Annotated in this window: 17 protein-coding genes; 7 read left to right on the forward strand and 10 right to left on the reverse strand. The window is 47.7% G+C overall.

Going from position 1 to position 20,489, the window contains the following annotated elements; genetic code table 11:
• Positions 1–73 precede the first annotated feature (73 nt).
• The gene (locus AAA946_RS08600) at positions 74–1,615 is read right to left on the reverse strand and encodes a bifunctional NUDIX hydrolase/phosphatase PAP2 family protein (RefSeq protein WP_338164488.1); all 1,542 of its coding nucleotides are present in this window, start codon (positions 1,613–1,615) and stop codon (positions 74–76) included.
• 13 nt (positions 1,616–1,628) lie between these two features.
• Positions 1,629–2,129, reverse strand: coding sequence for a GNAT family N-acetyltransferase (locus AAA946_RS08605; protein WP_338164489.1), 501 nt, complete (start codon positions 2,127–2,129; stop codon positions 1,629–1,631).
• Between the two features lie 162 nt (positions 2,130–2,291).
• On the opposite strand from AAA946_RS08605, the gene AAA946_RS08610 reads away from it, so the two are divergent.
• Entirely contained in the window at positions 2,292–2,630 is a 339-nt protein-coding gene (locus tag AAA946_RS08610) for a hypothetical protein (RefSeq protein WP_445206068.1), read from the forward strand.
• A gap of 24 nt (positions 2,631–2,654) precedes the next feature.
• Here AAA946_RS08610 and AAA946_RS08615 read toward each other — a convergent pair whose 3' ends face one another.
• From AAA946_RS08615 to AAA946_RS08640, 6 genes are all read right to left on the reverse strand, one after another.
• Positions 2,655–4,535 (reverse strand): propionyl-CoA synthetase, encoded by a 1,881-nt coding sequence (locus tag AAA946_RS08615; protein ID WP_338164490.1) that lies wholly within the window; start codon positions 4,533–4,535, stop codon positions 2,655–2,657.
• A 21-nt stretch (positions 4,536–4,556) separates the two neighbouring features.
• Complete coding sequence (gene prpF / locus AAA946_RS08620) at positions 4,557–5,753, reverse strand: 2-methylaconitate cis-trans isomerase PrpF (RefSeq protein ID WP_338164491.1); 1,197 nt, start codon at positions 5,751–5,753, stop codon at positions 4,557–4,559.
• Between the two features lie 10 nt (positions 5,754–5,763).
• Positions 5,764–8,358 carry a Fe/S-dependent 2-methylisocitrate dehydratase AcnD gene (acnD, locus tag AAA946_RS08625; RefSeq protein WP_338164492.1) on the reverse strand — a complete coding sequence of 865 codons (2,595 nt, stop codon included), beginning with the start codon at positions 8,356–8,358 and terminating at the stop codon, positions 5,764–5,766.
• A 20-nt stretch (positions 8,359–8,378) separates the two neighbouring features.
• Complete coding sequence (gene prpC / locus AAA946_RS08630; RefSeq protein WP_338164493.1) at positions 8,379–9,509, reverse strand: bifunctional 2-methylcitrate synthase/citrate synthase; 1,131 nt, start codon at positions 9,507–9,509, stop codon at positions 8,379–8,381.
• A gap of 116 nt (positions 9,510–9,625) precedes the next feature.
• Entirely contained in the window at positions 9,626–10,525 is a 900-nt protein-coding gene (gene prpB, locus AAA946_RS08635; protein WP_338164494.1) for a methylisocitrate lyase, read from the reverse strand.
• Between the two features lie 53 nt (positions 10,526–10,578).
• The gene (locus AAA946_RS08640) at positions 10,579–11,259 is read right to left on the reverse strand and encodes a GntR family transcriptional regulator (RefSeq protein WP_338164495.1); all 681 of its coding nucleotides are present in this window, start codon (positions 11,257–11,259) and stop codon (positions 10,579–10,581) included.
• Positions 11,260–11,549: 290 nt separating this feature from the next.
• Here AAA946_RS08640 and AAA946_RS08645 point away from each other — a divergent pair, with 290 nt between their 5' ends.
• The 3 genes from AAA946_RS08645 (at position 11,550) to AAA946_RS08655 (ending at position 14,813) form a co-directional block, all read left to right on the forward strand.
• Positions 11,550–12,524: a tripartite tricarboxylate transporter substrate binding protein gene (locus AAA946_RS08645; RefSeq protein WP_338164496.1), complete on the forward strand. Its 975-nt coding sequence runs from the start codon at positions 11,550–11,552 to the stop codon at positions 12,522–12,524.
• Between the two features lie 255 nt (positions 12,525–12,779).
• Positions 12,780–13,277 (forward strand): tripartite tricarboxylate transporter TctB family protein, encoded by a 498-nt coding sequence (locus AAA946_RS08650; protein WP_338164497.1) that lies wholly within the window; start codon positions 12,780–12,782, stop codon positions 13,275–13,277.
• A 9-nt stretch (positions 13,278–13,286) separates the two neighbouring features.
• Entirely contained in the window at positions 13,287–14,813 is a 1,527-nt protein-coding gene (locus AAA946_RS08655) for a tripartite tricarboxylate transporter permease (RefSeq protein WP_338164498.1), read from the forward strand.
• A gap of 114 nt (positions 14,814–14,927) precedes the next feature.
• Here AAA946_RS08655 and AAA946_RS08660 read toward each other — a convergent pair whose 3' ends face one another.
• On the reverse strand, positions 14,928–15,617 hold the full coding sequence (locus AAA946_RS08660; RefSeq protein ID WP_338164499.1) for a response regulator: 690 nt from the start codon (positions 15,615–15,617) through the stop codon (positions 14,928–14,930).
• Positions 15,614–17,233 (reverse strand): sensor histidine kinase, encoded by a 1,620-nt coding sequence (locus AAA946_RS08665; protein ID WP_338164500.1) that lies wholly within the window; start codon positions 17,231–17,233, stop codon positions 15,614–15,616. The genes AAA946_RS08660 and AAA946_RS08665 overlap by 4 nt, the downstream gene beginning before the upstream one ends.
• A 384-nt stretch (positions 17,234–17,617) precedes the next feature.
• On the opposite strand from AAA946_RS08665, the gene AAA946_RS08670 reads away from it, so the two are divergent.
• The 3 genes from AAA946_RS08670 to AAA946_RS08680 all read left to right on the forward strand — a co-directional run bounded on the left by AAA946_RS08670 (position 17,618) and on the right by AAA946_RS08680 (position 20,486).
• A complete protein-coding gene (locus AAA946_RS08670) occupies positions 17,618–17,857 on the forward strand; it encodes a cation transporter (protein WP_338164501.1) in 240 nt (79 codons plus the stop codon).
• Between the two features lie 227 nt (positions 17,858–18,084).
• Entirely contained in the window at positions 18,085–19,518 is a 1,434-nt protein-coding gene (locus AAA946_RS08675; RefSeq protein WP_338164502.1) for a TolC family protein, read from the forward strand.
• Positions 19,515–20,486: an HlyD family secretion protein gene (locus tag AAA946_RS08680; RefSeq protein WP_338164503.1), complete on the forward strand. Its 972-nt coding sequence runs from the start codon at positions 19,515–19,517 to the stop codon at positions 20,484–20,486. Before AAA946_RS08675 ends, AAA946_RS08680 begins: the two co-directional genes overlap by 4 nt.
• The last annotated feature ends 3 nt before the right edge of the window (positions 20,487–20,489 follow it).

Below are 20,489 nucleotides of genomic sequence, written 5' to 3' on the forward strand. Positions count from 1 at the left end.
CAATCAAAGCGATAATCATAAAAACCTCCTCTTTCAGTCAGTCTTCATTTTATCTCTCGACTTCTATCGGCATTTACCCTTTTACGCCACGGCCTTGATGATCTTGAATTCTAAACAGCACCATAACTAAAGCCGGAACCAAAATGAGTACGGGCGTTACGAATACTTGAAGCAACAACGAACCTAACCCGCTGTGAGAAAACAAGTTTTCCAACTGAAAATACCCAAGGAGCACAATAAGGATAAGAACCAGCGATAACAGCAACTCTTTTAAACACATGGTAGAACGCGGGAGGCGAACTCGACTTGCTAGCGTAAATAGCAGCATACCTAAACAAAGTCCAAGCCAACTTAAAAATGTTGGGAACGGCCAGACATAGCAAAGGAGCGCTGCCACTGTCGTAAGCACCAACCAGACTCGTGTTCGGGTGAATGTATACACTTCACTCACAGCTAAACTCAGGGAGTGGCGAACAAAGTGCCACCCCACAAGCGCACCCAGCAAGGCGCCAGCCAACATATCAGAAAGGAACGCACCGCCACTGATAAACTGATAGAACACCAACACGGTACTAACAATGACAAACGCAAACATGAACAAGGTTCTAAATCTTGTATGGATCTGACTCATGACGATGGTGGAAATCGAGACCCAATTTGCAATGAGCAAATCCGGAAAACTGTACCCACTTCGGTCGGTGTAATTGATAGAAGGCAGGTACGCATGGGGAACCGGAAAACCAAAGCCCTGCTTAGCCACCAGAATAAACAAAGAAGTGGCAGTCACTGCGAACATCAACTGACCGGTAAAGTGACGTCCCCATAGCCAAATAAACAGAGGCAAGAATGCCATTAGAAACAGAGGCTGAACCAGAACATATAAAATTCTTCCGCCCCACACTACCACCTCGCGAATATGCAAAGGCGCTTGCATTAATATCTCTTGAGCGCTCTCGAGCCAGCCCAGTTCGATCTGGTGAACCGTCGGTGCTGATTCAATGAGGTTATCGATAAACTGGATCGGTTGGTTACCGACTGCCTCATACATCCCTTTAACCAACGGCCACTGTTTTGGATAGCGGTAGTCCTTTGGCGCAACTGACTTAGGTTGAATCAATGTTGCACTTCGGACTTCTACTCCAAAGTGAGGAGCGAAATAGATAGGTAATTCAATTCCTTTTGAGAGCTTTGTCGCTTCATAAGCGATGATTTCCGACTCAACATGACATTCAAAAAAAATGGCTTGGCGGGTGCGTCCAAGCTCTCTGCCTACATCGACAACCAACCCTGCTTCTTCCCATGTTTCTCGTTGAGCAGTCAGGCGTGGGTCTTCATTATTTTCTATCGTTCCGCCAGGCAGCGACAGCTTACCCGTGATGATCTCATCTACGAGCAACAAACGATCTTTACTTCTGACAATACACAAAGACCCGCGAATCGAGGGCGCAAGCGGTGCGAGCGGCAATGGGTGTTGGCTGGCTTTACGCACAGCTTGCCCTATCGCCCCCTTACTGGATACTTCAGGCGATGATTCTGCAGATGCAGCAAAACTCAGATTTGCAGTAAAAATCGCGAGCAAGCACAAAAAAAACCAATGGCTCAATAATTGAGTCACGAATAATCCTAATTTATATTTTTTTTCTAAGACAATGAATGTGAGGGAAAAATCCCTGCTTCTTATAGAGATTCAATGCCGATTGATTGAAATCCCAGACTTCAACCATAAGCTGTGTTGCACCGAGGTGTTCTAGGCGTGTTTGAGCCTCAACAAGCAAAGCCTCAGCGATACCGTGTTGTCTCCACGATGGCGTTACAAACAGCTCATCAATATTGCCGACTAAACTCGGCTTGCTAATGGGTGAAGTGAGTTCGCAAAACTGGGCGGTAACGAAACCGACAATCTTTGGGTTGTCACTTTTGGTTATAGAGGATGCAGTTGCAACCAACACCAAGCAATCGGGTGAATCTAAATAGCGGGCGATGCTTTTTTCTTGTTGTACTTCATCAGCAGATTTGAAATCTGTCGGTACCGCACTATGGTGGTGATCATGCAATTCAAACATTAAATCATTAAGAATATCGAGATCTTGAATAGTCGCAGAACGAAGTGAGATGCGAGGTGAAGTCATCGGAATACGCTCGATTTAGTGGTTGAAATAGCCGGTCACAAATGTGCGCATAGTGTGAGGGTTTTGTCAGGGATGTGCAAATAAAAAAATCTAACAATTGGGCGCGCCCGTCAAGGCTGGGGAAAACCTCACTATACTTACAGAAAAACTCAAGGATTGGTTATGAAACTCTCTCGTTTTTGGTTACTCGTCGGTTTACTACCTACTACGATGGCATTCAGCGCAGAGCTGCCTTTGAAATGCCGCTTGGACACTTCTGCAGATCAATTCTGGTTCTACCAAGACCAACTCGTCTTCAAAAGTAACCAATTTATTATTTTTCAGAATTTCAAAGGGCGTGTAGTCACTCAGGTGGATGTTAAAACCGGCAAATTTAGTCGTACCACCTACATTGGAGAGCCGTTTGTTCCTAAGTATCAAATGCTGTTTGGTACCTGCGAAAAACCGAACCATGTCCTTAAAATGTGGCACATGAGTTCGGTTGAAATGGATGAGAGGTAACGAGTTACCTCTCTAATCTGCCAATTAACTCGGATGAAGCGCCTTTTCAATCTCAGATAGGCTCGCAGGATCATCTATCGTGGAAGGGACAGTATAGGTTTCGCCATCGGCGATTTGCCTAATAACGCGACGTAAGATCTTGCCTGAGCGTGTTTTTGGCAGTCTGTCGACAACCAGTGCATGCTTAAAGCACGCTACCGCACCGATTTCAGAACGTACTTTACCGACTAGCTCACTTTCCAATGCCCCACTGTCCACTTTCACGCCGTCTTTAAGTACAACAAGACCGAGTGGCAGTTGACCTTTTAAGTCATCATGAACACCCACGACCGCACATTCAGCGATAGCTGGGTGACCACCAACAATCTCTTCCATTTCACCAGTTGAGAGGCGATGCCCAGCCACGTTGATCACGTCGTCTACCCTACCCATGATAAACAAGTAGCCATCTTCATCGAGATACCCACCGTCACCAGAGACGTAGTAACCTTCAAATTGACTTAGATAACCAGAATCAAATCTATCGTGATTGCGCCACACCGTGGTTAGGCAGCTTGGTGGAAGCGGACGTTTTAGTGACACAAAACCTTGTTGGTTGGCGCCAACTGGCTCCCCTAACTCATTTAAGATTTCGACTTTAAAACCAGGACTGGGCATGGTCGAAGAACCCGCTTTGATTGGCATTGACTGAAGCCCAACAGGATTCGATGAGATTGCCCATCCGGTTTCCGTCTGCCACCAGTGGTCAATAACAGGTTTGCTAGTGTGGCTTTGTACCCACTCTAGTGTTGGTGGGTCGAGCCGCTCGCCCGCCATAAAGATACTATCTAAAGCGCTTAAATCGTACTTGGTAAGCTCTAAGCCTTCTGGATCTTCTTTCTTAATCGCTCTAAACGCTGTCGGAGCGGAAAACAGAACCTTCACCTGATGCTCTTCACAAACCCGCCAAAACGCACCCGGATCTGGCGTTCGCACCGGTTTACCTTCAAACAGAATCGACGTACAACCATGAATCAGCGGTGCATAGACAATGTAAGAGTGCCCCACTACCCAACCGACATCGGATGCTGCCCAAAACACCCCATCGGTTGGCATGTTGTAGATGGCATTCATGGAATATTTCATCGCCACAGCGTGACCGCCGTTATCACGTACCACACCTTTCGGTTTACCCGTCGTGCCAGAGGTATACAGAATATAGAGCGGGTCGGTAGCTAATACTGGCACACACGCATGAGGTAGAGCACGTTCATATTGCTCTGCCCAATCAAGATCACGCTCTTGGTTTAGCTCAGCTAAACACTGAGGGCGTTGCAGCACAAGTACCTTCTCTGGTTTCCAGCGGCTGTCCATAATGGCCTGATCCACCAGCGGTTTGTATGGCAGAACCTTGTTGATTTCAATGCCACAAGAGGCGGTCATAATGACCTTGGGCTCTGCATCTTCAATTCGTACCGCCAGTTCATTAGGAGCAAAGCCGCCAAATACCACAGAGTGAATCGCACCAAGACGGGCACACGCTAGCATCGCCATCGCTGCCTCTGGGATCATCGGCATATAGATAATCACCCTATCGCCTTTCGTCACGCCCTGCGATGCCAGCATTCCAGCAATTTTCGCCACCTTGTCACGCATTACCTCGTAGCTATAACGCTCTTTAACACCAGTGACAGGTGAGTCATAAATCAGCGCCGTATTATCGCCTCGGCCTTGCTCACAGTGATAATCCAAGGCTAGCCATGCGGTATTCATTTCCCCATCAGGAAACCAGCGTTCGATGCCGTTGTCGTCTTTCGCCAAGATGGTTTTCGGCGCTTCAAACCAATCAATATTTTCCGCTTGATGCTGCCAGAAGGATTCCGGTTGTTGCTCTGCCCATTGGTACTCTTTTTGATATGCAGACATAATGCGTCCTCCAATATGTCTTTAATAATTTGAAACGTCTTTGATCAATAACGTATCCGAAGGTACACGAATCCAGCCTTCCATAAGGATCCGCGCACTTCGACTCATAATGGCTCTATCGACCGTCCAGCCTTGCTCTGATTGACAAGCTACAGCCCCCACCTTGAGCGTTCCCGATGGGTGCCCAAAGGTCACTCCCTCACGAGCACCACCACCAGCAGCCATATTAACCACCGTACCTTCTACGCTCGCAGCGCAAGCAATGGCAACGGCTGCCGTGCCCATCATGGCGTGATGAAGCTTACCCATCGACAGCGCTCTGACTAATAGGTCGACATCTGCCGCCTCGATGGTTTTGTCACTTGAAGAGCGATAAGGTTTAGGCTCGGAAACGAAGGCAATCTTTGGCGTATGCTGACGCGTTGCCGCTTGCTCAATAGAGTCAATCAATCCCATTTTCAATGCCCCATGAGCGCGAATGGTTTCGAACTTTTCAAGCCAGTTGGCATCGCTATTGATGTCTTGTTGCAGCTCAGTACCTTCGAGGCCAAGTTCGGCCGCTTCGATGAAGATCGTTGGAATGCCCGCGTTGATCATCGTGGCATTGAACACGCCGACTTCTGGTACATGTAGGTCATCGATCAAGTTCCCCGTTGGAAACATCGAGCCTCCACTGCTGCTCGGGTCAACGAACTCTACCGCAATTTCCGCCGCTGGAAAGGTAACGCCGTCGAGAAGGAAGTCACCCAGTTCTTGAACCTCGCCATCCACCATCGGCACTTTAGCCACAATGGTTTTCTCGATATTGGCTTGCCAGATGTTAATCTCTGCTATGCCATTTTCAGGGAGCACGCTTGGATCAATTAAGCCACTATGAATGGCAAACGGCGCCACTGCAGCTGATAAATTTCCGCAGTTGCCGCTCCAATCGACAAACGCCTTATCAATGGCCACTTGACCGAATAAGTAATCGATGTGATGGTCTGGGCGGCTACTTTTCGACACAATCACCGTTTTACTGGTACTCGATGTTGCCCCTCCCATACCATCGATCTGCTTGGCATAGGGATCGGGGCTGCCAATGACACGCATCAACAGTTGGTCTCGAACAACGCCAGGCTGCTTTGCGGCTTCTGGTAAATCTTCGAGGCTAAAGAACACACCTTTGCTAGTCCCTCCGCGCATGTACGTGGCAGGCACCTTTATTTGTTTGCTCATGCTACGTCCCCTATTTCGCGAGAAAGTCTTGTGCGAATCGCTGCAGTACACCACCAGATGAATAAACGGCAACCTCGTCTTCCGTGTCTAATCGGCACGTCACAGCAATATCAAGCTTGTCGCCATTGGCCCGCGTGACCACTAGAGCCAAGTCACAACCCGGAGCAATATCCCCGACGACATCGTAAGTTTCAGTGCCATCTAGGCCTAAGGTATTTCTATCGGTACCCGCTTTGAATTGCAGCGGTAATACCCCCATACCAACGAGATTCGTCCTGTGGATTCGCTCGAAGCCCTCAGCAACGATCGCCTCAACACCCGCCAGTCGAACCCCCTTGGCCGCCCAGTCTCGTGAAGACCCTTGTCCATAATCAGCACCAGCGACAATGATCAAAGGTTGCTGACGCTGCATGTAGGTTTCAATGGCTTCCCACATGCGCGTGACCTTGCCTTCTGGTTCAATTCGAGCCAATGAGCCTTGAACAACGTCGCCGTTTTCAGTGACCATTTCATTGAACAGTTTCGGGTTGGCAAAGGTTGCTCGCTGAGCGGTTAAGTGATCCCCGCGATGGGTAGCGTAAGAGTTGTAGTCTTCCTCGGGCACGCCCATGCTGGTGAGGTACTCCCCCGCTGCACTGGACGCTAAGATAGCGTTAGATGGCGACAAATGGTCAGTGGTAATATTGTCTCCGAGGATAGCTAGCGGTCTCATGCCGCTAAGTGTGCGAGGCTTAGCCAGTGCCCCTTCCCAATAAGGTGGTCTGCGGATGTAGGTGCTCATCTCTCGCCAATCATAGAGTGGACTAGAGCTTGCCGCTTCATCGTTTAATTTGAACATTTGCAGATAGACTTGATTGAACTGTTCAGGCTTAACGTGCGCATTAACAACAGCATCGATTTCGTCATCGCTCGGCCAAATATCATTGAGATAGATAGGATTTCCTTTAGCATCGACACCCAGCGAATCTCGTTCAATATCAAAACGGATCGTTCCCGCAATCGCATAAGCAACCACGAGAGGTGGAGATGCTAAAAACGCTTGCTTCGCATAAGGGTGAATACGTCCGTCAAAGTTTCGATTGCCTGATAACACTGCGGTTGTGTACAAGTCATTGTCGATGATTTCTTTTTGGGTTTCAGGGTCTAGCGCGCCACTCATGCCGTTACAGGTCGTGCACGCGTACGCGACAATGCCAAAGCCCAACTTTTCTAACTCAGGTAACAGTCCCGCTTCTTCTAAGTACAGCTTGGCTACCTTAGATCCTGGCGCAAAGGACGATTTTACCCAAGGTTTGCGTAATAAGCCGAGTTCGTTGGCTTTTTTGGCAACCAACCCAGCAGCCACAACGTTACGCGGGTTACTGGTGTTGGTACAGGATGTGATAGCGGCGATGATTACCGCGCCATCTGGCATAGTGTCAGACTTCTGCTCCCAAGCTCCTGCAATGCCTTGTTCGCTAAGCTGTGCGGTAGGCAGCCGGCGATGAGGATTTGAAGGTCCAGCCAACGTGCGCTCAACGCTTGATAAATCGAACTCAAGCACGCGTTCGTATTCCGCATTGACCAACTCGTCAGCCCAAAGACCAGTTTGTTTAGCATACTGTTCCACCAGCTTAACCTGCTCGTCCTCGCGACCTGTGAGTTTTAAGTAGTTGATGGTCTGCTCGTCGATGTAAAACATACCCGCCGACGCACCGTATTCAGGCGTCATGTTCGAGATTGTTGCACGGTCACCGATAGTAAGCTGCTTAGTGCCTTCGCCAAAAAATTCCAGATAGCTAGACACCACTTTTTGACTGCGCAGAAACTCCGTTAATGCGAGCACAATATCGGTCGCGGTAATGCCCGGTTGACGCTCTCCTGTGAGCTTAACTCCGACAATATCCGGCAGGCGCATCATTGAAGGTCGACCCAGCATGACCGTTTCAGCCTCAAGGCCACCGACACCGATGGCAATTACACCTAGCGCATCGACGTGAGGCGTATGGCTGTCGGTACCGACACACGTATCAGGAAACGCGACACCGTTTTTCACTTGCACCACTGGAGATAACTTCTCAAGGTTAATCTGGTGCATAATGCCGTTACCAGCCGGTACTACACTGACATTCTCGAATGCGGTTTTGCACCATTCAATAAAGTGGAAACGGTCTTCATTGCGGCGCTCTTCGACTGCTCGGTTTTTTTCAAACGCATCCGGGTCAAAGCCAGCATGCTCAACCGCGAGGGAGTGGTCAACAATCAGCTGAGTCTCTACCACTGGGTTCACCGCCGCCGGATCGCCACCTTGCAGTGCAATAGCATCGCGTAGACCCGCTAAGTCCACCAGTGCGGTCTGCCCCAAAATATCGTGGCAGACCACGCGCGCTGGATACCAAGGGAAGTCTTTATCACGTTTGCGATAAATAAGCTGAGATAAGCACGCTTCTAGCTCAGACGGCTCGCAGCGGTGCACCAAATTCTCAGCCAGTACTTTCGCCGTGTAAGGCAGGCGCTCAAAAGCGCCTGGTTCAATATCATTAACCGCCGCTTTGGCATCATAGTAATCAAGCTGAGTGCCAGGAAGCGGTTTTCGATATTGATAGTTCATAGTGTTATTCGACATGTTCACATCCTTCTCTCGCACTAATCACGCGCTTCGATCGGCGTCCACTCTCTCGCCTCTGGACCATCATAATCCGCACTCGGACGAATGATGCGGTTGTTTGCACGCTGCTCATAAACGTGCGCAGCCCAGCCTGTCAAACGGCTCATTACAAAGATTGGCGTGAACAGCTTTGTAGGGATATCCATGAAGTGATACGCAGAAGCATGGAAGAAGTCCGCATTACAGAACAGCCCCTTTTCACGCTTCATCACCGACTCTACACGTACTGACACGTCATAAAGGTAAGTATCACCGACGGCTTCCGATAGCTCTTTTGACCAGCGCTTAATGAGTGCATTACGTGGGTCACTTTCCCTATAGATGGCATGACCAAAACCCATGATTTTGTCTTTATTGGCGAGCATCTGCATGATGTTCGCTTCGGCTTCATCCGCGCTTCTCCAATCTTGGATCATGTCCATCGCCGCTTCATTGGCACCACCGTGAAGTGGACCACGAAGCGTACCAATAGCAGCAGTGATACAAGAATGAATATCGGATAGTGTGGAAGCGCAGACTCGCGCTGCAAATGTCGACGCGTTGAACTCATGTTCTGCGTAGAGTATCAGCGAGCAATGCATCACCTGTTTATGAAGGGCTGACGGCGCTTTGTCAGTAAGCATTTTCAAAAAATAGCCGCCGATACAATCTTCACTTTGGTCTTCAGTATCGATACGCACACCTTCGTGGCTAAAGCGATACCAATAGCAGATGATGGCTGGGAAGAGCGCCAGCATACGTTCAGTCGCTTGCTGTTGCTGAGCAAAATCAATCTCTTGCTCTAGGTTACCCAGCACCGAACACCCGGTTCGCATGACATCCATGGGATGTGCGTCAGCGGGTATCAGTTCCAGTGCTTGCTTTAGGGCTTCAGGTAAACCACGCAGCCCCACTAGAATCGTTTTATAGTCATCTAGCTCTTTTTGATTGGGTAGATGTCCCCGCAGCAGCAAGTGGGCAACTTCTTCGAACTGAGCATGGTTTGCCAAATCGGTAATGTCATAACCTCGATAGGTTAACCCCGTTCCAGATTTACCCACGGTACATAGCGATGTTGTACCTGCACTTTGGCCTCGTAGACCTGCTCCACCTATGGCTGAATTAGGCATGTTGAACTCCTTTTCCCGCTCTTCGCCCGTCATGGGTCTTTTATCGCGGTGTTTCGTTATTGGATTAAGTTTGTCTCTGTAATTGTTTTCTTAGACTTCCGGTATAAGTCGATTAGCTAAGATTTGTTGTCAGCAAATAGCTGGTCCAACTTATCTTCATAGCTGTGATAATTAAGGTGCTGGTATAGTTCGGCCCGGGTTTGCATTTGCGATGTCAACGCTTCCTGATTGCCAACGGAAAGCAGATGCTGATACACATTTTCAGCCGCTTTGTTCATTGCTCTAAAGGCTGATAATGGATAAAGCACCATATCAACACCAACGTTGGCAAGCTCATCGCAGCCAAACAAAGGGGTTTGACCAAATTCAGTGATATTGGCAAGGATAGGTACCTCTTTACCCGTGGCATCAGTGAGGGCGGTTTTGAACTGTTTATAGTGTTCAAGTGATGTCATCGCCTCAGGGAAGATCATATCCGCACCCGCTTCGACACAGGCGATAGCGCGCTCAATCGCTTTATCCATCCCTTCGACCGCTAACGCATCTGTGCGCGCCATAATCACAAAGCTCGGATCCGTTTTCGCATCGACGGCGGCTTTGACGCGATCGACCATCTCTTGTGCGGTAACAATCGCTTTGTTGGGTCTGTGGCCGCAGCGTTTTTGTGCCACTTGGTCTTCAATATGAACAGCAGCGGCACCGGCTTTTTCCATTGCCTTTATGGTGCGAGCAATGTTGAAGGCCCCACCAAAACCAGTATCTATATCAACCAACAAAGGTAAATCACAGGCGTTGGTAATACGCTCTACATCGACCAACACATCATTCAGTGTGGTGATGCCAAGATCAGGCAATCCATACGATGCATTGGCGATGCCACCGCCAGACAGGTAAATCGCTTGATGACCAACGTTTTTCGCCATCATGGCGCAGTACGGATTGACAGTGCCCACCACTTGAAGTGGATTTCCATTAGTGACAGCGTCACGAAAAAGTTGACCTGGTGAAGATGACATACTTATCTCCTTTTGCTTTTGACGCGAAATGAGCGCGCCTCTATTCACATTATTTAGTTTAGGTTTTGTTCTATTAGCGCTTTGCTGCGAGAGATGTGTCTTCTCATCAGTAGCTCCGCTAACTCCTGGTCGCGGTTTTTTATCGCATCCAAGATAAATAAATGCTCTTTTAGTGCAGCTTCCGGCCTTGAATGTGTTCGGGGTGACTGATAGCGATACATGCGAAGCAGATGGTAGAGCTCATTACACAGCAAGTGGACTAGCTGGCTATTTTGACTTGCTTTGATAATGCGGTAGTGAAAGTCAAAATCACCATGTTGATGGAAATACGATGCACCGGACACTTCATCAATATGCTCTGAGTGCTTTTCAAGCAAGCGCTCTAGTTCCATGACCTCGTCATCACTAATGTGTTTTGCCGCCAAGCGCGCAGCCATCCCCTCTAACGCCTCTCGCACGGAATAAAGCTCCACTAGCTTTTGTTGCGACAAGGTAATGACGCGCGCGCCAACATGAGGTATACGCTCAATCAAACCCAGCCCTTCAAGCCTCATGATGGCTTCACGCAAAGGGCCGCGACTCACTTCAAATCGCTTCGCTAATTCAGGCTCAGAAATCTTGCTGCCTGACGCGATACGCCCCTCAACAATCTCTTCTATCAGCTGTTCTGTTAAATTTTCGGATTTTGTTCCCTCTTTAACAGCAGCCTCCCCTATAACAAATTCAGCACTCATTTCTTCACTTACCTAGTCAGCATATTGTTGACAATAATTATTAACTGGTGACTATTTAAGCAACTTACAGCGCAATAATCAAACACATTGTCGACAATATAGACTAATGTCTAACGTTAACGTCAAGCTGTGAACTTTATGAACAAAATCCACCTAATGCGCTTTATCCTCAATATCGTCGCTTTATTGATGGATGATTAACATTTACATAACCTTTTAACTAACCCAAAGAGGTCACGCCAGATCCCTCAAAGCTGGCAGACAACAAAGTCAACATAAGGAACGTGAACATGTTAAAGGCATTAAAACCTACCCTGGCCGCATCTATCGTTGCCGCTACCCTTTCGTTTGGTAGCTACGCTGCAGATCTAGAGAAGATACATTTCTTGATCCCTGGTGGTGCAGGTGGTGGTTGGGATATGACCGCTCGTGGCACTGGTGATGTGTTACTGAAATCAGAGATTGTCGACACTGTCTCCTTCCAAAACCTCTCTGGTGGCGGCGGCGGTAAAGCCATTGCTCACCTTATCGAAACGGCTGAACGTCAAGAAGACACCTTGATGGTGAACTCTACACCTATCGTTGTTCGCTCATTGACGGGCGTGTTTCCACAATCATTCCGCGACTTAACACCAGTCGCAGCGACGATAGCCGATTACGGTGCCATTGTTGCTTCTGCTGATTCTCCATATAACACCTGGGAAGATGTGGTTGCCGACTTTAAGGAAAACCCACGCAAAGTAAAAATTGCTGGTGGTAGCGCCCGAGGCAGTATGGACCACCTTGTGATTGCGGCAGCGTTTAAAGGTGAAGGTTTTGATACTAAGAAAGTTCGTTACATTGCCTATGATGCCGGTGGTAAAGCAATGGCAGCCCTACTATCCGGTGAAACCCAATTGCTCTCTACTGGTCTTGGCGAAGTGCTAGAAATGTCCAAGGCAGGCCAAGTGAAAGTGCTGGCTGTCACAGCGCCTAAGCGTCTTGAAGCTGCTCCAGACATTCCTACTCTGACTGAATATGGTAACGAGACAGTATTTGCAAACTGGCGCGGTTTCTTCGCAGCCCCTGGAGCAAGTGAAGAAAAAGTCAAAGAGTGGAATGCAGCACTGACCAAAATGTACACCACCGATGAATGGGCAGTGGTTCGTGACCGAAATGGTTGGATCGACAATTACAAACCCGATCAAGACTTCTACCAGTTCCTTGAAGACCAAGAAAAGCAAATGGGTGCGCTCATGACTGAGCTTGGCTTCCTAAACAAGTAATGGCAGCGGAGGGGTTCGCCCCTCCTCAATTTATTCAAAGTACGTTTCAACGTACACCAGTTTTGCCGTATATAAGCGACAATCTTGACTCCTTCAATTCTGGATTGTTCACAGTAGCAGTACTGACCCCTTAATCTCCTGGGGAACGGTTTATTTTGGGTAAACGCTCTTTGTCCTGGAGCAATTTGCCCACTTGGTCGCCGCTCATCGACCCTTATATACGGTCTTTTCTCTATTCACCATTTGGAGTGAGTTATGTCTGATTTCACCTCTAAGCTGTTCACGAAAGAGAACTTGCTGTCTCGTGATCGTGTAGGTGCGATGATATTTTTAATCCTATGTTTGTGTTACGGCTACCAAACGTCGTTAATCCCTATGTTTCCTGGTGATGAGTACGAACCTTTCACCGCACGCACCTTACCTACTATTTTGACCTATGTGGGGATTGGCCTATCTATATTGCTGCTTATCAATGGACAACCAGATCGCCACGATCCTAACGAACAGAGCTTCAACTGGAAGCTTCTTATTGGTTTTCTGATATTGATGGCCGGTTACGGATTGGGCTTAACCTATCTAGGGTTTGTGCTGGCAACCAGCTTTTTCTTACTTGCAGGTTTCTACCTGTTAGGAGAACGCCGCAAAGCGGTCTTGCTTGGTGCTTCATTCCCATTTGTCATCGTTTTTTATCTTTTACTGACTCAAGGTTTGGACATTTATCTTGAGCCTGGACTCATCTTCACGATCTGGTAGGACACCATTATGTTAGACGGAATTTTACAAGGCCTTTCCACCGCCGTGATGCCAATGAACATCATGATGGTGATTGTGGGCTGTTTTGTCGGTACCTTTATCGGCATGCTACCGGGCCTTGGGCCAATCTCTGCGATTGCCCTAATGATCCCGATTACCTACGGACTCGACCCTTCATCAGGTCTTATTTTGATGGCCGGTGTCTATTACGGCGCAGTATTTGGTGGTTCAACTTCATCGATTTTGATCAACGCGCCAGGCTGTTCATCTACTGTAGTAACGGCTTTTGACGGTTACCCAATGGCACAAAAAGGACAAGCTGGCAAAGCACTGGCGCTAGCCGCTTACTCCTCCTTTACCGGCGGTACGCTGTCCGCCATTATGTTGCTCTTTGCTGCGCCAGCATTGGCTAAGGTCTCACTCAGTTTCCAATCTTCTGACTATTTTGCGTTGATGCTACTCGGGCTTTCTGCGGTGGCAGCATTTGCTGGAAAAGGACAAGTTGTCAAAGCTTGGATGATGGTCGTTCTTGGTCTCATGTTGTCTACTGTGGGTATCGATAAAGGCGTCGGTGTTGAGCGTTTTACTTTCGGCCTAACCGATCTTATGGATGGCTTTAGCTTCCTACTCCTCGCTATGGCAACATTCGCACTGGGTGAAACCTTGATGGGCATCCTAAAGCCAGAACAAGATACGCGCCAAGATGAGCAGAAAAAACTCAGTGACATCGGTAGCATGAAAATTACCAAGGAAGAAGTCAAAGAAGTCGCGCCAGTCTCTATACGCTCTTCTATTCTTGGTTTCTTTACTGGCGTCCTTCCCGGTGCAGGTGCGACGATTGCTGCATTCCTCTCTTACGGTATGGAGCGTAACCTTGCGCCAAAAGAGAAACGTGAAGAGTTTGGTAAAGGCAGTATTCGTGGTCTGGTTGCCCCTGAATCTGCGAATAATGCGGCATCCAGCGGTTCGTTCGTGCCTTTGTTAACCTTGGGTATTCCTGGCTCAGGCACCACGGCGATCATGTTAGGGGCTCTCATTGCTTACGGTATTCAACCAGGCCCACGCCTTTTCGTTGAACATCCGGATGTATTCTGGTCAGTCATTATCTCAATGTACTTTGGTAACATCGTACTGGTCATTCTGAATCTGCCGCTGATCCCGTATATCTCGAAGCTACTGGCCGTACCGAGAACCGTCTTGCTGCCAATGATTCTATTTTTCTCCATTACTGGCGTTTACTTAGTATCATTTAACACGATGGATGTGTTTATCATGCTACTCATCGCGATGGGCGCCATTGCTTTAAGGCTTGCACACTTCCCGCTTGCGCCACTATTACTTGGGTTTATTCTTGGTGGGTTGATGGAAGAAAACTTGCGACGTGCGTTGATGATCAGTGATGGTGAACTGAGCTTCTTATGGGAGCGCCCAATTACCTTAACCTTTACTGTACTTGCCGCATTGGTTTTGATTGGCCCTTCACTATTCTCGCTGGTGAAAAAGTGGTTCTATCAGCCAAAGAAGGTTGAATCTTAACGTTCATGATAGTGGTACATTCCGAGATAACAAAGCCCCCAGCGTTTGCTGGGGGCTTTTCATTTTGGTCAATGATCTACTGAACACCGTTTTACTCAGCGCAATGCCTCTGCCTTAACGTTGCTGGCGTCGATAACAGCGCTCCGGCCTCCCTACCGTGCCATAATTCACATCTGCCTCCAATTCACCTGTGCTGATTAAAAATTCTAAATAACGTCTGGCAGTGGTTCGGCTTGCACCAATACTCTCGCCAGCCTCATCGGCGGTAAAGCGGCTATCTTGCTTAAACAAACCACGGATTTTTTCTAACGTAACACCATCGATTCCTTTAGGCAGTCGCTGTTCGGAATTGTTCTCAGCGCTATTGCCCTGCTGCATCATCTCATCAACAAGAGACTGATTAAGATCATCGGCATGATGTAACTGCTCCGTGCGCTTTTGATACTTTTTAAGGGCAGCCTCAAGTCTAGGAAACATCACTGGCTTGAGCAAATAGTCAATCACTCCACCACGCATAGCATGTTGCAGTGTCTCTACATCTCGAGCTGCCGTAATTAAGATAACGTCGCATTTCTGATTTAGACCTCTAATGTGGCCCAGTATTTCAATCCCTGTCCCATCCGGTAAATAGACATCCAGCATCACCAAGTCGGGTTCAAGTACTTCTAACTGCAATTCTGCTTCCAGTTTTGATGTCGCGATGCCCACAACGTCAAAGCCACCCATCTGCTCTAAGTAGCGACGATGAAGCTCGGCAATCTTGAGATCGTCTTCAATGATCATGACTCGCGTTAAGTCATTCATGCTAATCCATCCTTAGGAATATATACGGTCACACGAGTGCCAATGTTGTCATTTTCTGCCATTTCTAACTGCCCTTGATAGCGTTCTGTCAGTTGCTTAACCAGAAATAAACCGACACCGCGATTGTGTGCCGCTTTACTTGATACGCCGCGCGTGGTTAGCGCATCTACATTTAAATGGGGCGGTAATCCGCAGCCTCTATCCATAACTTCCAGTATGACTTCATTACCAAAGTCGCTCACCGACACTTCGATAGTCGAGCGTTCTAATCGCTCTGTTGGTGTTTCCTTTATCGCAGATAAGCTTGCCTCAAACGCGTTATCAATCAAATTCCCCAATATGGTCACCAGATCGTCGGCATTAATGTTTTCGGGTAAAGGCTCTAGCCTTGCTTCTTCGTCGACACTCAAGGTCAAGCCTAGCTCGCGTGCACGCTCAGTTTTTCCAAGCAACATGCCTGCAATCAGAGGGTCTTTAACCGTTTCGCGCAAGAACTCAATCAGCGCTTGGTAATGCGCCGTCTCTTGTCCGATAAGGTTTTGCACCGCTTCCACTTCACCCATTTGGACCAGCCCACTGATGGTATTGAGTTTATTGCGGTGTTCATGAGTTTGAGAGCGTAGCATTTCAGCGTAGGCTTTAGTTTGTGACAGCTGATCAGTAAGCTCGCTAATTTCATCACGACGTCGGAAACTCGACACCGCACCAATCACTTTATTGTCGACAACAATTGGACTTCTGTTTGCAACAATTCTCTGCTGATTAAGAAAAAGTTCAATGTCGTGATCCGCTTCTTGACTGTCAATTAGAGATTGGAGATCTGAGTGTGGTAATGCTTTCGTTAGCGGTTGATTTATCACCTCATCTTTAACCAGGCCTAAGATCTCGCATGCACTGGTATTAATGGAGCGAAGCACACCACGAGTATCGATGCTGATCACCCCTTCTTTAATGGTGCTCATGGTGACATCGAGCTCGCCGTACAATCGACCAATTTCTTCTGGCTCGAAGCCGAGAATCGCTTTTTGGAAGCGCCTAGAAATAAAATACGAAACAATGGCATTGGCTATCAAAACCAACACCGCCATCCCTAACAGAAACAGTAAATAGGGCTCTATACGATCTTGCAATCTATCGAGCAAATAGCCGACAGACACCACACCAATAATATTGCCATCTTGATCGAAAACGGCCGCTTTTCCTCGAACCGATTTTCCCAAAGAACCCTCAGCGAACGAAACATAGGATTGGCCGTGTATTAATGCAAGGTCGTTGTCGCCCCCTTTCATTGGTAAACCAATACGTTCATCCACAGGATGTATAAGACGAATGCCTTGTTTATCACCGATAACGATAAACGCCGCGCCAATCATTTCCGTGAGACCACGATATCGGTCTTGCATCAACGAAGCGGTGTCATACTCTATCATGTGAATAACGGCAGAAGACTGTGCCAGAAACGTCGCCACGCCTTGGGCTTTTAGACCCATTTCCTGCTCTTGAGAATGTTTAATGTAACTAAAGCCTGCGAGCGTTAAGACAAGCAACTGCAACAATCCCGATACCGTCATGATGATCAGCATTCGGTATCGAAAACTTATCTGATTCCATTTCATTTTGATGCTCCCCCAGACGCTAATGTAACAGTAATGCAACATGCCAGCACTCAAACCCCTAGCGTTCTGTGAACTGTTCAACTGTTTTGTTTGGGTTACAACTATGTTGTTGGTTTTTACATCAATTTACACTCTCGCCATGTTGCAATCATGTTCATTCTGTAACCTGACTATGATCACACCATTTTTAGGTTAATTTTAGAACAACGGGGGATCTGTCCCGTATAGTAGAAAAGGAATCAACCAGCTACACCGATAGCATCTCGCTTTGTCTGTTCACCGTGCGACTCACGCTGGCTGAAACATCATTAAAAAAACAATAATCAATGAAGCAGTAGTACCCGTAACTAATAGCAATATTAGGTATTTGATAAGGGAATCATTATGGAACGAGACTGTTTTGGAATCTGCCTTGATAGGGCTTTGCTGTCGCAACACCGACGTGCCACCTTTACTCATGTAAGGGCGTATCAGACCACACCCTCGTTAGAGGACGATTTAGAGCAAGACGTTGTCGTCTCGTTCTCATCGCCTCAGATGTCAGGTAGTGAAGTACTCAAGGTTCTCAAGCAATCGAAGCACTTGTTGTGGAGAGCTGGCTATTTATGCCCTTCCTACGACTAGTGGTGTGATTAACATCTCACGATTGACTAACAACGAAAGCTAGACAAAAAAGCAACATCTCGACGGTGTTGCTTTTTTATGATGCCGCCCATACAAGCTAATAAATTCGAAAAAACAATCACCTACATGCGCTATATTCGAAATACCGACTATAGTTAAGTTATTGCACAGTATTTTATTAGAGCATATACTCTAGATAAATTTATAAACACCTGTTTGGAGCATTCATGAAGTTAAAGTCCCTGCCACTGGCCATGGGCGTTTTATTAGGATCGCTTTCATTTGGCACTGTTGCCGCAGAGGTCGCTTTTGATGAAGCATGGCAACTGCTTCAACAGAACAACAACTCCTTGGCTGCACAACGTGCCAACGTAGAGCGATATGGCCACCTTAAAGACGCATCAAAAAGTTTGAATCTACCCAAAGTGACGGTTGGAGCAAACTACACTCGATTAGATCAAGATGTTACGTTAAGTGGACAGCAATTTGCCGAAAGCCTAAGTGGTTTGCCCGACCTATCGGCTATTGGTGCCGTACCCGGTTTAGGTCAGCTTGCTAACGCTCTTGGCGGCGTTACTTCTACTCTTGAAAATAAAGAAATATTTAGCTCTTCAATCCGCGCTGTATGGCCTATTTTTACAGGTGGTCGTATCACCGCGGCACAAACTGCTGCCGAGGGCAAACAAGATGAAGCCCGCAGCCAATTGGCCATGGAAGTACAAGCACGCTACGAAGATTTGAGTAAGTACTATTTCAGCGTTATTTTGGCAAAAAACGTGGTCGATACTCGAATGGCGGTTGAAAAAGGTCTCACCAAACACCGTGACTTTGCCATCAAGCTCGAAGAGCAAGGCCAAATCGCTCGCGTCGAGCGTCTGCAAGCGGAAGCCTCTTTGGACAAAGCGGTCGTTGAACGCAAGAAAGCAGAACATAGCTTGAACATTGCTCAGGCAGCATTGACGCAAGTACTCGGCCAAGTCGAGAAGGTTGAGCCGCGTGATGAACTGTTCATCAACCGTACCTTGCCACCATTAGATGCGTTTATCGATCAAACTCTCGATACCTACCCTGGTCTCGCCATCCTTGATGCCAAAGAAAAGCAAGCCAGTAGCTTAATTAAAGCGGAAAAAGGTAAATACTATCCCGAAGTATACGCTTATGGTGATTACAGCTTGTATCACGGTGACTCGTTGACCAGTCAGCTCAAGCCTGACTGGCTGGTAGGCATTGGAGTTAGCGTACCGTTATTAGAAAACTCTGGCCGCAGCGAACAAATGAAAGCGGCAAGCAGTGCCGTTTCTCAAGTGCAATTTTTGCGTAAACAAGCTCGTCAAGATCTCAGTGTCTTAGTCGAGAAAACCTATCTTGAAGCGCAGCAGGCGCTGGATGAAGTTCAAGGGCTTAATTCGAGCATCAAACTGGCTCAAGAAAACCTAAAACTCCGTCAAAAAGCGTTTTCACAAGGCCTAGGACGCTCTCTGGATGTGGTCGATGCCGAGCTGTATCTTGCGAGCATAAAAACTCAACAAGATGCCGCTAGCTTTCAATATCTCCTGTCTTTAAACAAATTACTCGCCCTTTCTAGCGAGATGAATAACTTCGCAACGTATAAATACAATGCGATTACTCCTGCACAATTACGATCTGAGGATGCATCATGAACAAGGTAAAACCCACTTTAGTTACACTAGGCGCCGTTGCCGTTATTGGTTGGGTTGGCTATAAGTTTTTCGATGCTTACCAAACCCCTGCGCTACGTATTCAAGGTCAAGTCGAATCTCAGCAATACAGTATTTCATCCAAAGTCCCTGGCCGAATCGACGACGTACTGGTACGCAAGGGTGATACTGTGGCAGAAGGTCAATTGATCTTTACCATTCATAGCCCTGAAATCGAAGCCAAGCTAGAACAGGCTGTTGCGGGTGAAAAGGCTGCTGGCGCATTGGCGAAAGAAGCTGAAATTGGCGCACGACAGCAGCAAATTAAGGCAGCAGAAGACCAATGGCGCAAAGCAAAGGCGGCAGCGGCATTGATGGAGAAAACCTACCTTCGCGTTAATAACTTATATAAAGATGGCGTAGTAGCCGAGCAAAAGCGCGATGAGGCATTAACTCAGTGGCAAGCCGCGAAGTACACTGAAAGTGCCGCTTATCAGATGTTCCAAATGACCAAAGAAGGTGCGCGTGACGAGACCAAACTCGCCGCAGCAGAGAAAGCTCGCATGGCAGCGGGTGCAGTTGCAGAAGTCGAAGCCTATGCAGCTGATACGCAGATTCATTCTTGGTTTGACGGCGAAGTATCTCAAGTGCTATTGCACAGTGGAGAATTGGCACCGCAGGGCTTCCCTGTAGTGACGGTTATCGATACTAAAGACACATGGGCGGTCTTTAATGTTCGTGAAGATGCGTTAAGTCAATTCGAAAAAGGCAGTGAGTTCGATGCATATGTTCCTGCCCTAGACGATACCATTACCTTTAAGGTCACCCACGTAGCCGTGATGGGTGATTTTGCTACTTGGCGCTCAACAGATGCGACTCAAGGCTTTGATTTGCGCACCTTTGAGGTAGAAGCACGTCCGGTCGATGATGCTCCGCTTCGTATGGGTATGAGTTTGGTTGTAGAACTCTAGGAA

Origin of the sequence: Vibrio sp. 10N, assembly GCF_036245475.1 — a bacterium.
Classification (GTDB): domain Bacteria; phylum Pseudomonadota; class Gammaproteobacteria; order Enterobacterales; family Vibrionaceae; genus Vibrio.